General features: G+C 66.6%; 9 protein-coding genes. 4 read left to right on the top strand and 5 right to left on the bottom strand.

Going from position 1 to position 15727, the window contains the following annotated elements; genetic code table 11:
• Positions 1–20: 20 nt before the first annotated feature.
• The 4 genes from KY501_RS01870 (at position 21) to KY501_RS01850 (ending at position 6827) form a co-directional block, all read left to right on the top strand.
• Positions 21–1172, top strand: coding sequence for a patatin-like phospholipase family protein (locus KY501_RS01870; RefSeq protein ID WP_224360626.1), 1152 nt, complete (start codon positions 21–23; stop codon positions 1170–1172).
• Between the two features lie 31 nt (positions 1173–1203).
• Positions 1204–2976 (top strand): acyl-CoA dehydrogenase family protein, encoded by a 1773-nt coding sequence (locus KY501_RS01865; RefSeq protein ID WP_224360625.1) that lies wholly within the window; start codon positions 1204–1206, stop codon positions 2974–2976.
• Between the two features lie 217 nt (positions 2977–3193).
• Complete coding sequence (locus tag KY501_RS53595) at positions 3194–5179, top strand: glycosyl hydrolase family 18 protein (RefSeq protein WP_304608588.1); 1986 nt, start codon at positions 3194–3196, stop codon at positions 5177–5179.
• Positions 5180–5279: 100 nt separating this feature from the next.
• The gene (locus KY501_RS01850; RefSeq protein WP_224360623.1) at positions 5280–6827 is read left to right on the top strand and encodes a chitinase; all 1548 of its coding nucleotides are present in this window, start codon (positions 5280–5282) and stop codon (positions 6825–6827) included.
• A 61-nt stretch (positions 6828–6888) separates the two neighbouring features.
• On the opposite strand, the gene KY501_RS01845 is transcribed toward KY501_RS01850, so the two are convergent.
• The 5 genes from KY501_RS01845 to KY501_RS01825 all read right to left on the bottom strand — a co-directional run bounded on the left by KY501_RS01845 (position 6889) and on the right by KY501_RS01825 (position 15622).
• The gene (locus KY501_RS01845) at positions 6889–7470 is read right to left on the bottom strand and encodes an RNA polymerase sigma factor (protein WP_224360621.1); all 582 of its coding nucleotides are present in this window, start codon (positions 7468–7470) and stop codon (positions 6889–6891) included.
• A 15-nt stretch (positions 7471–7485) separates the two neighbouring features.
• The gene (locus tag KY501_RS01840) at positions 7486–10236 is read right to left on the bottom strand and encodes a family 20 glycosylhydrolase (RefSeq protein ID WP_224360619.1); all 2751 of its coding nucleotides are present in this window, start codon (positions 10234–10236) and stop codon (positions 7486–7488) included.
• A gap of 173 nt (positions 10237–10409) precedes the next feature.
• Positions 10410–12146, bottom strand: a complete 1737-nt coding sequence (gene nagE, locus KY501_RS01835; protein ID WP_224360617.1) for an N-acetylglucosamine-specific PTS transporter subunit IIBC — start codon at positions 12144–12146, stop codon at positions 10410–10412.
• A 36-nt stretch (positions 12147–12182) separates the two neighbouring features.
• Positions 12183–14717, bottom strand: coding sequence for a phosphoenolpyruvate--protein phosphotransferase (ptsP, locus tag KY501_RS01830; protein WP_224360615.1), 2535 nt, complete (start codon positions 14715–14717; stop codon positions 12183–12185).
• Positions 14705–15622 (bottom strand): N-acetylmuramic acid 6-phosphate etherase, encoded by a 918-nt coding sequence (locus KY501_RS01825; protein ID WP_224360613.1) that lies wholly within the window; start codon positions 15620–15622, stop codon positions 14705–14707. The genes ptsP and KY501_RS01825 overlap by 13 nt, the downstream gene beginning before the upstream one ends.
• Positions 15623–15727: the final 105 nt, after the last annotated feature.

The following is a 15727-nucleotide window of genomic DNA, read 5'->3' as shown; positions in this document are numbered from 1 at the left end:
AGTACAAACGAGGTATGGCAATGAACACACAGAAGTCGCGAATCCTCTCGATGGATGGCGGTGGGCCGCTCAGCATCATCTCCCTGGTGTTGCTCAAACGGCTGCTCAAGAAGGAGCCCCAACTGCTGCGCTATGTGGATGTCTTCGCGGGCAACTCCGCGGGCGCCATCAATGCGCTGATGCTGGCCTCGAGGGACCTGAGCCCCGGCTACGCGCAGGCCGTGCTCGATCAGCTCATCGAGTTCTGGGCCGAGCACTTCATCGAGCTCACGGCCAACAACCTCGTGCAGAACCTGGGGGCGCTCGCGGGGGCGCGTCCGCTCGGACAGACCGAGTCCCTCGAGACATACCTCCGCAATTACTTCTTCCAAGACACCCCGCTGGCGAACATCAAGAACGTCGCCATCACGACCTTCCAGTTGGACAGCGACAACCGCTCCATCAACATCCCCGGAGGCCCTGTCGACTCCCAGGTCCGCAGTTGGATGCCGCGCGTCCTCCACAACTTCAAGTACACCCACCCGGAGCGGCTCCGGGCGCCGCTCGTCGAGCACAAGATGGCAGCCTTCAGCCCGCGTGCGACGGTCCTGGACGCGGCCATGGCCTCGTCAGCGCCCCCCATCATGTTCCCCGTCTACAAGGGGCACCTCGACGGGGCGATGTTCGCCAACAACCCCGCCATGTGCGCGCTCTCCCAGGTCATCCACTTCAAGCTCAACAACCTCGAGGCGGCTGAGAGCACGGACGTCCTGAAGAACACCACCATTCTCTCCCTGGGTACCGGCCAGAACCCCATGTATGTGGAGACGAGTGAGGCCTTCACCCCGTGGGGCTACAGGGAGTGGCTGCTGGATCTGCGGCACCCGCTGCTCGTCATCCAGGCCCTCTACGAAGCGAACATGCTGACCGTCGACTTCCAGTGCATCAACCTGCTGGGACACGACCGCTACGTCCGCATCAACCCTCCCCTGCAGCGGCCCGTCGAGCACAACACCGATTACTCGATCACCGTGGCGGTGGCCCTGGACAGCGCCAAATCGGTGACTGACGCGCAGCTCGACAGCTACCTGGCACGGATGAAGGCCAGCGGCTGGTTCGACGCTCCCGCGGCACAGGCGTCCGGCCTCGCCGTGGATACGGCGGTGAAGGTCGCCACCAACTACCCCCTGTAGCGCTCAACGGATTGCCGCGGAGAGTCTTCATATGATTGTTCAAGCCACGGATGTTCCGTCCACGACAGCCCCCGCTCCGGGGTTCCTCCAGAGCCTCAGCCAAGGCGTCTTCCGCTGGGATCTCATCTATCCCTACCCCGCGCAGCCGGAGCAGGATCGGATCAAAGGAGATGCCTTCGCGATCGAATTCGAGGCCTTCCTGAAGGAACACCTCGATCCCGCTGAGATCGACCGGACTTGGAAGCTGCCCGCCGATCTCATTCCCCTCCTGCGCGAGGCGGGCTATTTGAAACTCCAGCTCAGCCCCGAGGGCTTCGGGGGCCTGGGGCTGTCCAATGCCAACCTCCAGCGAGCCATTGAGCTCGCGGGCAGTTGGTGCTCTCCCGTCGCGCTGATGCTCATCATCCAGAACGCGGCGGGGGCGGCGGCCTTCCTGGACTACATCCAGGACGTGCCCACGCGGCTCAAATACGCCCAGCGCGTCAAGGACGGCGCCATGGGCTCGATCGCGACCACGGAGCCCCAGGGCGCAAGCAACTTCATCTACAAGACGACGGCGACGCTGTCGGAGGATGGCAAGTCCTACATCATTGATGGGGAGAAGCTCTACATCAGCAACGGGCAGGTCGCCGAGCTGTTCGCGGTCAGCGCGAGCATCATCGTGCCAGGCAATCCCCTTCCACAGGGGACGCTGTTCATGGTGGAGCGGACCATGCCCGGCTTCAGCATCGCGTCCAATCTGGACTTCATGGGCAACCATGGCCTGTACAACGCCTACCTGCGGCTCGATCAGGTGCGGGTGCCGGTGGAGAACATGATTGGAGGCATTGGCCAGGTGGGGACGATCGCGGGCAATGTGCTGCTCAAGGCCCGCCTCTACTTCGCCCCCACCATGGCACTGGCGGACTCCAAGCTCGCAATGCAGTGGGCACGCGACTTCGTGCGGTTGAAGGTCATCGACAACCAGCCGCTCGCCCACTACCAGGCCACCCAGATCGTCATGGGACAGCTCGCCGCCAACACCTATGCCGTGGAGAGCATGTTGGACTGGATCGTGCTCCACATGGACATGAACGCGCAGCCCGGCGCCGTGCAGGTCGACGTGTCCATGGAGCAGAACGCGGCGAAGAACTTCGGCGCGGAGGCGGGCTGGCGCAACCTCGACATGACCTACCAGCTCATGGCGGGCGTGGGCTACGAGACGGCTCAGTCCAAGGAGGCACGAGACTTCCCGCCCTTCCCTCTGGAACGGATCTACCGGGACGCGCGCGTGCAGCGCATCTTCGGGGGGACCACGGAGTTCGTGAACATCACCCAGGGCAAGCTCATCTTCCTGCCCTACTTCCAGCCCACGGGAGCACCGCCGGCCGCCCCGGACGCGGCCCCCAAGCCTCCCGGGGTGGGTGGCCTCTCGGCTCGCAACCAGGAGCATCTGGCCTATGTGGCTCAGGAGGTGCACCACTTTGGCAAGGTCAGTGCCGAGCTCCTCCAGAAATACCCCGATGTGATCCAATTCTTCTCTCAGGAGGCCATGTTGGAGGTGGCGGGACAACTCACCACCGAACTCTTCGCGATGTCCGCGTGTCTGTCCCGCGCGGCAACCCTGGGAGAGGCGCAGGACGGCACGCTCCAGACGCTGACCGACGTCTATTGCACGGCGGCTCGCGACCGCGTCCGGGAGCTCTTCCGGGCGCTCTCCTCCCGGGTGCCTCCTTCCTACAAGGCGCTCAGCGACTCGTTCATGGACAGCACACGCCTGGACTGGTTGCTCGAAGGCGTCATCCACGAGATGCCCCCGGCCTGAGGGATTTCAGCCTTTCCGTAGAAAATCAAGCTCATCGACCACCCAGAAACGGAGGGGCTTCCCGGACAACAAGTTCACATGACTAAACCCGAAATATCCGCCTGCATTCTCTTCTCAGTTTGAAGGGGGCGCTACGGCTTCTCTCCCTTCCACGGGCAGCGCACCGCGTCACTGCCCTCTTCACTTCGAGAAGCCGTGAACAGCAGGGAGATAAGTCATGAGGTCCCCCCGATTCACTTTCGCGCGCGCTCTCGTGCGTGGAACCCTGGTCATGGCCCTGTCGGCCTGCTCGGGCAGCCCCGATGAGTTTTCCGCGCGAGAGGAGACCCTCTCCGAGGTTCAGCAGAACCTCTCCGCCTGGGCGGCCAACACGGCCTATGCCGTCGGCGCGCAGGTATCTTACGGTGGCAGCAACTATGAGTGTCGCCAGGCTCACACCTCGCTCGTCGGCTGGGAGCCCCCCAATGTTCCGGCGCTCTGGCTGCTGCTCACCAGCACGGGTGACACGCAAGCCCCGTCGGCACCTGGCAACCTGGCCTCTCCGTCGAAGACCTCCACCTCGGTCTCCCTGAGCTGGAGCGCCTCGACCGACAACGTCGGCGTCACGGGCTACGACGTGTACCGCGGCACCACGCTCGCCGGCAGCTCGTCCAGCACCTCCTTCACCGTCAGCGGCCTGAGCGCCAACACCGCCTACTCCTTCTCCGTGAAGGCCAAGGACGCGGCGGGCAACGTCTCGGCGGCCTCGAGCACGCTCTCGGTCACCACCAGCGCGGCCAGCAACTGCGCGGTGGCTCCGAGCGCCCCGACGGGCCTGAGCTCGCCGTCGAAGACCTCGAGCTCGGTCAACCTGTCCTGGACCGCGGCGGCCCCCGGCACCAACTGCTCCATCGTGGGCTATGACGTGTACAACGGCACCACCCGCGTGGCGCAGACCACCGGCACTGGCACCACCTTCACCGTCAGCGGCCTGAGCGCCAACACCGCCTACTCCTTCTCCGTGGCGGCTCGCAACGAGTTCGGCACCTCCGCCAAGGGCTCGAGCATCAGCGTCACCACCAGCCAGGACACCGGCGGCGGCGGCTCCATCATCCTGGGCTACTTCGCCCAGTGGGGCGTCTACGGCCGCAACTACCACGTGAAGAACATCGCCACGAGCGGCTCGGCCAGCAAGCTGACCCACATCAACTACGCCTTCGGCAACGTGACCAACGGCAAGTGCGTGCTGGGCGATACCTACGCCGACTACGATCGCGCGTACACCGCCGCTGAGAGCGTCGATGGCGTCGCGGACACCTGGGACACCGGCGCGCTGCGCGGCAGCTTCAACCAGTTGCGCAAGCTGAAGAAGCTCTACCCCAACATCAAGGTCATCTTCTCCTTCGGTGGCTGGACCTGGTCCGGTGGCTTCGGGCAGGCGGCGCAGAACCCGGCGGCCTTCGCCGAGTCCTGCTACCAGCTCGTCGAGGATCCCCGCTGGGCGGACGTGTTCGACGGCATCGACATCGACTGGGAGTACCCGAACTCCTGCGGCCTGAGCTGTGACACCAGCGGGCCGGACGCCTATGTGAACCTGATGGCGGCCCTGCGCTCGCGGTTCGGCTCCAGCTACCTGATCACCGCGGCGGTGCCCGCCGGCGCGGCGAACATCAACGCGGCCAACTACGGCGCCGCGGCCCAGTACCTGAACTGGTACAACGTGATGAGCTATGACTTCTTCGGCGCCTTCAACGCCGCGGGCCCGACGGCTCCCCACTCGTCGCTGTACGCGTGGTCCGGCATGCCGACGTCGAACGGCCAGGACAAGTTCTACACGGACGCCGCCATCCAGCTGTTCAAGAGCAAGGGCGTGCCTTCCAGCAAGCTGCTGATCGGCATCGGGTTCTACGGCCGCGGCTGGACCGGCGTGGCCAACGTCAACGGCGGTCTGAACCAGTCCGCCACGGGCGCCGCGCCTGGCACCTACGAGGCGGGCATCGAGGACTACAAGGTCCTCGTCAACCGCTGCCCGGCCACCGGCACCGTGGGCGGCACGGCCATGGCCTACTGCAACGGCCAGTGGTGGAGCTATGACACACCGTCCACCATCGCTGGGAAGATGAGCTACAAGAAGGCGCAGAGCCTCGGCGGCGCGTTCTTCTGGGAGCTGTCCGGTGACACCAGCAACGGCGAGCTGATCACCGCCCTCTACAACAACCGCTAGTCGCTCCCCCTCCACTGCAGTTTCGCGGCCCGATGAGGCTCTGTCTCATCGGGCCGTGCTGTTTCCTCTCACCTGTTCCCCCCAACCAAGGAGAACTCGCATGTCGCTTCATCGTTGGAAGTACGTGGCCCTGATGGGCCTCTTCTTCTGGCTTGCCGCTCCGCAAGCCCACGCCCAGACCGTGGACTGCACGGGCGTACCCGATTGGAATGCCAGCACCATCTACAACCCCGGCGCCCGCGTGGTGTACCAGGGCAAGCTGTATGAGGCCGTGGTCGCCATCTGGACGGCGGACCCTGTCTGGGGCACGGCCAGCGGCTGGTACAAGCTGCTGGGCACCTGCGGCACCACCGGCGGAGGCGGCGCACCGACCGTGAGCCTGACAAGCCCCGGCAACGGCTCCAGCTACCAGAGCGGAACCTCCATCACCCTGTCAGCCACTGCCTCGGATACGGGCGGAAGCATCACCAAGGTCGAGTTCTTCGCCAACGGCAGCCTCCTGGCCACGGACACCACCAGCCCCTACCAGTACACGTGGTCCGGGGCCGCGGTGGGCGCGTACTCGCTGACCGCGAAGGCGACGGACAACTCGGGCCTGTCCACCACCTCCTCTGAGGTCAACATCTCCGTCACCAGCACGGGTGGCAACAACAGCACCCTGCCGAAGCACATCCTGGTGGGCTACTGGCACAACTTCGTCAACGGCGCCGGCTTCATGAAGCTGCGGGACGTCTCCACCGACTGGGACGTCATCAACGTGTCGTTCGCCGAGCCCGTGGCGGGCTCCACCGCGCAGATCGGCTTCGTCCCTGACACGAACACCTCCGCCCAGGAGATCAAGTCGGACATCCAGATCCTCAAGGGCCGGGGCAAGAAGGTGCTGATCTCCATCGGCGGCGCCAACGGGCACGTCCAGCTGCGCAACGATACGGAGCGCCAGCAGTTCGTCAGCTCCATGAAGCAGATCATCAACGACTACGGCTTCGACGGCATGGACATCGACTTCGAGGGCAGCTCGATCTCGCTCAACTCCGGCGACAGCGACTTCAAGAACCCCACCACTCCGCTGGTGAAGAACCTCATCTCCGCCACCCGCGAGATCCGCAACGCCTACGGCGCCAACTTCATCCTCTCCATGGCTCCCGAGGTCTTCTACGTCCAGGTGGGCTACCAGGCCTACGGCCCGTCCGCGGGCGCGTACCTGCCGGTCATCTACGGCGTCCGTGACATCCTCACGTACATCCACCCGCAGCACTACAACACCGGCTCCGTGCTGGGCCTCGACAACGTCGCGTACAACGCGGGCACGGCGGACTTCCAGGTCGCCATGGCGGAGATGCTGCTGCAGGGCTTCCCCGTCGCGGGCAACCCCAACAACGTCTTCCCGGCGCTGCGGCCGGACCAGGTCGCCATCGGGCTCCCGTCCACGACGCAGGCCGCGGGCAGCGGCTTCACCTCGGTGGCGGACACGCAGCGGGCCCTCGGCTACCTCACGAAGGGCACGTCCTACGGCGGCCGGTACCAGCTGCGCAACCCGGCGGGCTACCCCGCCTTCCGCGGGCTGATGACCTGGTCCATCAACTGGGACAAGTTCGGCGGCTTCTCGTTCTCGCGGCCTCACCGCACGTACCTGAACTCGCTGCCGTGACAATAAAACGCGCCCCCGGTCTGGAACTCGACCGGGGGCGCGTTCACTTCTGACGTCTGTCTCAGCCCACCTCTTGCGCGAGCAACTCCCGGAGGTGGGCCCTGCCCGTGCGAAGCCGGGTGCGGACGGTCTCGAAGGGAACCGAGAGCGCCTCCGCCATCTCCGGCACGCTCATGCCCATCACGTGGTGCAGCAGCACTGCCCGCCGCTGCCCATCCGAGAGCTGCTCCAGCAGCTTCTCCAACTGCCGGCGCAGGACGCAGTCCTCCGGGGAGCTGTCTTCCACGGGCTCCTCGGCCAGTTCCTCCGTCGTTCCGGCATCCACCTGGCGGCGCTCGGCCCGCGCCCGCTTCGACGCGGCGAACGTCACCCGCTCCACGACCCGGTCCGCCCAGGACACGAAGGCACCCTCACCCCGGTAGGTCGGCAACCCGCGAAGGATCGCCACCAGGGCCTCCTGGGTGATGTCATCCACCTCGGAGTCACCCTGGATCGAATACCGGACGCGGGTGCGCACCCGCGGTAGCAGCTCCGCCAGGAGGGACTCTGTGGCCTCACGCCGCCCCTCCATCGCGGCACGGATGCGGGGCTCTTCGGCGGGAGCGGTCATGGCGCGACACATGGGGTTGGCTCTCGTCATCATGGGCGGACACCTGGGTTATTGGAGTTCGACGATCCGGCTGCTGCGTCCATCCGCCGAGCGGGTCCTGAGCAGGACCTTGCCCGCGGCCGCCACGGGTGCGGAGTAGCGCGTCCAGCTCGCTCCACCGTCGACCGAGTACTCGATGGCGAGCCCGGGGAAGCGCACGTTCGCTTCGAGCTTCCCGCTCACGATCTTCGCTCCCGGCAGAGGGATGCGGTAGTTCACGCCCACGATCTCCGGGAGCTCGTTGCGCAGGTCCACCGGACGGTAGGCCCCCAGCCGCGGCAGCACGTACTGCCCCAGGCCGTTCGTGTAACGCGCCCACAGCGCGGGCATCTCGCTCACCGGCGGCAGCTCCGGGTTCCACGCGCGCTCCGCCACGCCGAGCACCTTCGGGAAGGCGAGGTACTCGAGGATCTCGGGCGTCTTGACGTTCTCGCTCCAGAGCAGCCCGTGCATGCCCAGGATGTTCTTCTTGCCCTCGGCGGTCAGGTGCTCCTTGCTGTCCCAGGTGGAGGCGGGAATCGGGTCGCCCATGCGGCTCTCGGTGCCGTTGGCGAAGATGTCGAAGGGCCGGTACTCAAAGGTCTTCTTGTCGTCGACGAAGTTGGCCCAGTAGTACCCGGGCTCGTCCGGATCCTTGTTGTAGGCCAGGTCCATGTAGAGGTTCGTCGCGTGGGAGAGGATCACGCGAGAGCCCTGGTTGGCGTACTTATAGGCGTCGTCCTCGCGGCCCCAACCCCAGACATTGCTCCACGGCATGGGGATGAAGCCATTCAGCTTCAGGCCGCTGTGGATGATGTCGTCCCAGCCCGTCATGTCCGCGCCCGTCGCGGTGATGATCTGGTGCCAGCGGGTGAAGAAGTACTCGGCGATCTGGGTGTCGTTCAGCGACTGCGTCGCGGGGTTCGACTTGCACAGCGGCGAGTTCTGCCACCACACGTTCGCGCTCAGGCTGGGCAGCTCGTCTCCACCGCCATGGATGGCCACCAGCCGGGCGCCCGGCACCGCGTCGTAGCGAGCCTTGAGCTCGGCGACCACCTTCGTGAGGAAGGCGTACGTGCTCTCCATGCACGGGTTCACGAAGTTGTCCGTGTAGCCCTGGACGCTCGTGTGCGCGGACGTGTCATTCGGATCGAGCACGCGGAACTCGGCGGCCTTCGTGGGATCCGAGTCCTTCAGCTTGCGGTAGCGGTACTCCATGGCCTGCACGGCGGCCCGCGCGTGGCCCGGTACGTCAATCTCGGGGATGACGTCGATGTGACGCTCCGTCGCGTACGCGAGGATCTCCTCGAAGTCCTTCGTGGTGTAGTAACCGCTGCCCTTCCCCACGAAGTTGAGCGTCGCCGTCTCGAAGCCCTGATAGGCCGGAGCGACCTCGCGGTTGGCCTTCGTCGGCGTGGCCGGCTTGCGGTCGATGCCGTCCCCTGTCGCCAGATCGTTGGCGGACCCCAGGGACGGTTGCAGCATCTCGGTCTCGGCCGCTTCGTACCCGCGCTTCGAGCCGAAGCTGGTGAGCTCGGGGATGCCAGGGGTTTCGATGCGCCAGCCCTCGTCATCCGTGAGGTGGAAGTGGAACTTGTTGATCTTGAAGTGCGCCAGCACGTCGAGCAGCTTCTTGACCGTCTCCTTGGTCTGGAAGTGGCGGCCCACGTCCAGGTGCATGCCGCGATAGACGAAGCCGGGCATGTCCGAGATGGCCACCTGGGGCAGCGTCACCTCCGTGGGGCGGTTGCTGGCGTTCGCCGCGGCCGTGTACGCCGCCACGGGCACCAACTGACGCAGGGTCTGGATGCCGTAGAAGACTCCCGCCGCATCCTTGCCCTTGATCGTCACCTGGCTGTTCTTCACCTCGAGGGTGTAGCCCTCCGCGTCAGGGTGCTCGTCCCCGTCGATGTCGAGCGTGGGATCGAGGCTCAGCTCGATGGTCCCCGGGGTCCCGCCTCCCGCCGCCTGCGTCGAGACGGTCGCCGACAGCACGTCCTCCAGCGCGGACTTCAGATAGGCAGCCTCGCTCGTCAGCTCCGGCGGGCGGCTGATCACCACCTGCGACTTGAGCGTCAGCGAGCCCGAGCCCACCTCGACCTTGCGCGGACTCGGAAGGAGCGTCGCCGCAAGCTCCACCTGCTGCGCTGCCGGGTTCTCGCCGTAGCGCAGAGCCGGAGTCTGGACGGGCGTCACGTCTCCCTCGAAGCGCGTGGTCTGCTTCGGGTCGGACGCCTCGAGCTTCACCGTCGAGGGCACCGCGTACGAGAGGTCACTCTTGAACAGGCCGCCCTCGAACACGATGTGGAAGCCGGCCGGAGCGTCTGCCTTCAGGATGGCCCAGTTCTCGGCCAGCACGGAGAGCGTGCGCTTCTGTCCCGCGGCCAGCGGCTGGAACTCGGGCAGCGGCTCGAGGACGAAGTAGTCACCGCTCTTGGCCTTGCCTGCCTTGGAGATCTGGATCCCCTGCGCCTTGAGCCCCTGGGTCCCCGTCTGATCGCCCTCGCCCTCCTTCAGGATGCGGCGGGCGAAGTTGAAGTAGAGCTTCCAGCCACTGTTGCCGAGGGCCTGCGGGCCCTGGTTCTCGATCACGAACTCGGAGCGGAAGAAGGCGGGGCCTCCCACCGAGTGATCAACGGGCTGCCATTGCACCGAGAGCTTCGCCGGGAGCTCCGACGGATCCGGATTCGGATCCGGATTCTCCACAGGAGGCTTGGGTGAGTCGTCGGAACACCCCACAGCGGATACGGACATCGCGACAGCCAGCAACAAGCGCTTCATGTTTCCTCCTGATTGAGAGGTGAGGTCGCGCAGGCAAGGCACAGCCCAAAGCCTTGCCGAAAGCGCTTTCAACGAAGGGCGGACAAAATCCCCCCCTGACGGAGGCCGGACGAAGCCCGGCCCCGAGCGTTTTCCCAGGCGAGTGACTGGGTTCGAATGTCGTGAGACGAGGACTAGGTCAGCAGCGCGCGGAGCTCATCCGCGACCTTCTCCGCGGTGGGCCCGATGATGATCTGAACGGAACTCTTGGCGGGTCTGACCACGCCTCGCGTGCCGAGGTTCTTGAGGGCCACCTCGTCGACAAGGCTCTCGTCCGCCACGCTCAGGCGGAGCCGGCTGACGCAGGTGCCGACCTCGCGCACGTTGGAAGCCCCCCCGAGTGCCTGGAGCATGGCACGCGCTAACGATGTTTCCTGGCTGCCGGCTGCCGCCGAGGGAGCGCCTCGCAGGGCCTCCTGGACCTCACCGGCGATCTGGTCGGCGAGGGGCCCGATGATGACCTGCACGCTGCCCGCAGAGGGCCGGATGACACCTCGTGCGCCGAGGGACTTGAGCGTCTCCTCGTCCACACGCGCGTTGTCAGCGACCGTCAGGCGCAGGCGGGTGGTGCAGGCATCCACGTTCTGGACGTTGGATGGACCTCCCAGAGCCTTCAGGTAGGCCGCGCCGCGCGCCAGGGCGGGAGCCGGAACAGACACACCGTCTCCCGTGCTGACGGAGGCGGCCTGCGCGGTGGACTCATCCTCGCGGCCCAGGGTCTTCAGATTGAACTTGGCGATGACGAAGCGGAACACCCCGTAATAGATGCCCGAGTAGACCAGACCCACGGGAACCAACAGGATCGGGTTCGTCGACTTGCCGTAGTTCAGCACGTAGTCGAAGAGGCCGGCGGAGAACCCGAAGCCGAGCTTCACGTTCAGCGCATCCATGATGACCAGCGACAGGCCGGTCAGCACGGCATGGAGCCCGTAGAGCAGCGGCGCCAGGAACATGAACGAGAATTCGACGGGCTCGGTGACACCCGTGAGCGCGGAGGTCAGCGCCATGGAGAGGAGCACACCGCCCACCTTCGCGCGCTTCTCCTTGGGGGCCGCGTGATACATGGCCAGACAGGCCGCCGGCAGGCCGAACATCATGACCGGGAAGTAGCCCGCCATCATGGCGCCGGCCGACGGGTCCCCGGCGAAGAAGCGCTTCAGGTCTCCCGTCACGCCGTTGTAGTCGCCCAGGATGAACCAGGCGATGTTGTTGATGATGTGGTGGAGGCCCGTGACGATCAGCAGGCGGTTGAGGACGCCGTAGACGAACAGACCGGCCTTGCCAGCGCTGAACACCGAGCGGCTGACCGCATCCAGACCCGCCTCGACTCCCGGCCAGCCGAACCCGAACACGAGGGCGAGCGCCAGACAGGCGAAGCCCGTGATGATGGGGACGAACCTGCGGCCGCCGAAGAAGGCCAGATACTCCGGCAGCTTGATGTCCTTGTAGCGGTTGTACAGCACGCCCGCGAGCAGGCCGGACAGGATGCCGGCCGGCATGCCGATCTTCGACACGAGCCGCGCCTTGAAGGCGGAGACCGCCAGGTCCTTGGCGGGGCCCGCCAGGTCCTTGATCACCTCGGGCGGGACCTGGATGAGAGCCTCGGCGCCCTTGATGGTGATGAAGAAGCCGATGGCTCCCGCGAGTCCGGCGGCGCCGTGGTTCTCCTTCGCGAAGCCCACCGCCACGCCGATGGCGAAGAGCAGGCCGAGGTTGGAGAAGATGGCGTCACCCGCGGCCGCCACGAAGGGAATGTCTAGCAGGTCTGGCTGCCCGAGCCGGAGCAGAAGTCCTGCGACTGGCAAAACTGCGATGGGCAGCATCAACGCGCGCCCGAGCTTCTGCAAACCTGCAAACCGGTTGTTCACCATGTCTGGGTGCCTCCGTTGCTGCGGGACAAGCGCCCCTTACAGGGCGGGCCAGATGCTCTTCACGAGAGCACGAACTGCTTCTCCACTTTCGAGATCCAACGCCTTCCGAGCCACGTCCTCACACTGAGGGAAGTTCAGCGTGCGGATGAAGGCCTTGAGGTCGGGGACGACGGCGGGCGTGCCGGACAGCTCCGTGACGCCCAGCCCGATGAGCAGCGGGGCCGCGAGAGGCTCCGAGGCGATGCCTCCGCACACCGCCACCGGGCGCCCATGCTTGCGCGCTCCCGCCACCGTCTGAGCCACCAGGCGCAGAACGCCCGGGTGCAGGCTGTCGAGCTTCGCCGCCACGTACGGATTGCCGCGATCCATCGCCAGCGCGTACTGCGTGAGATCGTTGGTGCCGATGGAGAGGAAGTCCGCCTCCGCGGCGAGCCGATCGGCCTGAACGGCAGCGACCGGCACCTCGATCATGGCCCCCAGCGCCACAGGCCCGGTGACGCCCAGCGCCTGGCGCTCCGCCTCGATCATGGCGCGCACCATGCGCAGCTCGGACACCGAGGTGATCATGGGCACGAGGATGCGGCAGCCGCCGGCCTGCTTCACTCGCAGGATGGCTCGGAGCTGTGTCCGAAGGATCTCCGGATGCTGCTGCGCGATCCGCACGCCTCGGAGTCCGAGGACCGGGTTCTCCTCATGAGGGAGCGGCAGGTAGGCCAGGGGCTTGTCGCCGCCGACATCGATCGTGCGGATGACGAACGGCCGACCGCGCAGGGCGTCGGCAATCTCCTGGTACTGAGCCTGCTGCTCGGCCTCGCTGGGAGCGGTGACGCGCTCCAGGAACAGGAACTCGGTGCGCAGCAGGCCACAGCCCTCGGCCCCCTTCGAGACGGCCGTGGACGCGTCACCGGGGCGTCCGAGGTTGGCGAACACCTCGATGCGGACACCATCCGCCGTGTGGCACTCCTCGTGGGCGCTCGCCAGGTTGGCCTCTTGGCGAGCGGCGACGGCCCGACGGGTGGCTTCGCGGACCTCCGCGGGCGGGAAGACGTGAACCTCTCCGCGATTGCCATCGACGATGAGCGGCGCCCCATTGGGCACCTGGAGGGCCGACGCGCCCATGGCCACCACCGCCGGGATGCCCATGCCCGCAGCGAGGATGGCGGCATGCGAGGTAGGACCGCCGCGCGCCATGCAGATGCCGCTGAGCTGACCCGGGGGAATTACGGCCAGCTCAGAGGGCAGCAGCTCGTCGGCAACCAGGATCGCGTCCTTCGGCAACTGGGCCGGCACGCGCGAAGAGCCCTTCCCGGTCAGCTGGCCGATGACGCGGCGCTCGATGTCGCGCAGGTCCCCGACGCGCTCCGCCAGGAGGGGATCGTCCAGCTCGTGAAGGACGCGGGCGTGCTGCTCCACCGCCTTGTGCCACGCCCACGCGGCGCTGCGGCCCTCGGCCACCTCCCGGTAGGCCGCCTCGGTGAGCTCCGGGTCATCGAGCAGGGAGAGGTGGGCGCGGAAGATCTCCGTACGCGACGACTCCCCCGCTCCACCCTTCGCAATCAGAGCCTCGAGCTCCCGGCCCACGCGGGCGAGCGCATCCACGAGCTGCTGCTTCTCCTCCGAGACGCCACGGCCATCCACGGGAAGCTCGGACGACTCATCGAGAACCCTGACGGCATACCCGACGCCTACGCCCGGCGCCGCAATGGTGCCCTTGAGGAGAACCTCCTGCTCGGGAGTAAAGAGCTGCGCGGGAGCAGCGGAGGCCGAGGCGCCCTCGGCGGTGGGAGCAGCCGTGGGCTCGGCGATCGGATGAACGGGATCTCCCAACCCGCCGGCCACGAGGTCCGCCAGTTCCTGGGCCACCCGCTCGGCCTGATCGCCCTGCACGGAGATGAGCAGCGTATCGCCGTGACGGGCTCCGAGCCCCATGAGCGCCACGACGCTCTTGCCGTTGGCGGTGCGCTCCTTGTTGCTCAGGGTCACGGTCCCCGCGTGCAACCTGGCGTGTCTCGAGAAGGCCGCGGCAGGCCGGGCATGCATGCCATGCTGAATCAGCAGGCGAATCCGCCGCTCCGCCTTCTCCTCGCTCACCGCCTCCTGGGTCGCACCAGCGGATCCCGCAACCGCCAGCAGCGGCTCTCCCACCGACACCGCGCGGTCCTGCACGCGGCTGGTGACGGTATGGGTCTCGCCATTGACCACCACCATGGCGGTCACGAGGCTGCGCGCCTTGCGGGCCAGGAGTTCCATGTCGAACGCAATCAGCGGCTCGCCGGCGCGCACGCGCTGGCCCTCGCTGACCCGCACCATGAAGCCCTCGCCCCGCAGGTTCACCGTGTCGATACCGATGTGGAGCAGGATCTCCGCGCCCGTGGACGCGCGCAGCGTGCACGCGTGACGGGAGGCATGCACGGAGACGACGACGCCATCACAGGGAGCCCGCAGCTCGGCGGAAGTCGGATCCACCGCGACACCATCTCCCACCATGCGCTGCGCGAAGGCGGGATCGGGAACTTCTTCCAGGCGCGTGGCCCAGCCAGCGAGAGGTGAGATGAGGTTCAGCGTGGACATGGACCGCGGTCCCCCCGGGGCGCGAGAGTCGAGAGAGCGACGCGCAGATTACCTCCAGCGCGGGTCAGAGTGGCATCCACTTCGTTCTCGGAGAGCCCCGCGAGCCCCAGGACGGCGCGCTTGATGTCGCCATAGCGATCGAGCGCCTTCGCGGCTGCATCCTCTCCGACCCCGGCGATGCGAGAGATGATGCTGGCGCAGCGCTGCCGCAGCTTCGCGTTCTCGGGCTGCACGTTGCACATCAGGTTGTCGAAGACGAGCCCCAGGCGGACCATCACGGCCGTCGAGAACAGGTTGAGCATCACCTTCTGAGCCGTCCCTGCTCCGAGCCGGGTGGAGCCTGCGAGCACCTCCGCGCCCGTGGGAACGACCACCCCATACTCAGCGGCCCGGACGAGCGGAGCGTCCGCCAGACTGGAGATGGCCAGGGTCAAGGCACCGTGACGCCGGGCCTCATCCACGATCCCCACCGTGAACACGCTGTTCCCGCTCGCGGAGACGCCCACGACCACATCCTCGGGGCCGGGCCGGAGGTCGCGAATCCGGGAACGGCCCGCACCCTCATCGTCCTCGGCACCGCCGTCGATTCCGCGCGCCAGATCGAGCCCACCGGCCAGCAGGATGGAGAGGCGGGAGGTGGGCCATCCAAAGGTAGGCCCGAGCTCACAGGCATCCAGCGCCGCGAGCAGGCCCGAGGACCCCGCTCCCGAGTAGACCAGCCGCCCGCGCCCCGAGGACAGCCGCTCGGCCGCTGCGTCCACGCCCTTCCCGAGCACTGGCAACGCCGAGAGGCAGGCCGCCGCCGCGCGCGACTGGCTGCTCCACAGCGCTTCGAGGAGCTCCGACGTGCGCCAGGTGTCCAACCCCTGGAACCGCTGGGCCGCCTCCTCCGTGTCCTTTGCCATGAACTCTCACCTCGACCACTGGTATTAAATTGGTCTGGCGCAAGATACCAGTATGTCACCTGCTTTCAATGGAAAATTGGCAAGAGTGGATCGCGGAGTTCGGGG

Origin of the sequence: Hyalangium versicolor, from assembly GCF_020103695.1 — a bacterium.
GTDB lineage: Bacteria > Myxococcota > Myxococcia > Myxococcales > Myxococcaceae > Hyalangium > Hyalangium versicolor.
This window is presented reverse-complemented; position numbering and strand designations above follow the sequence as displayed.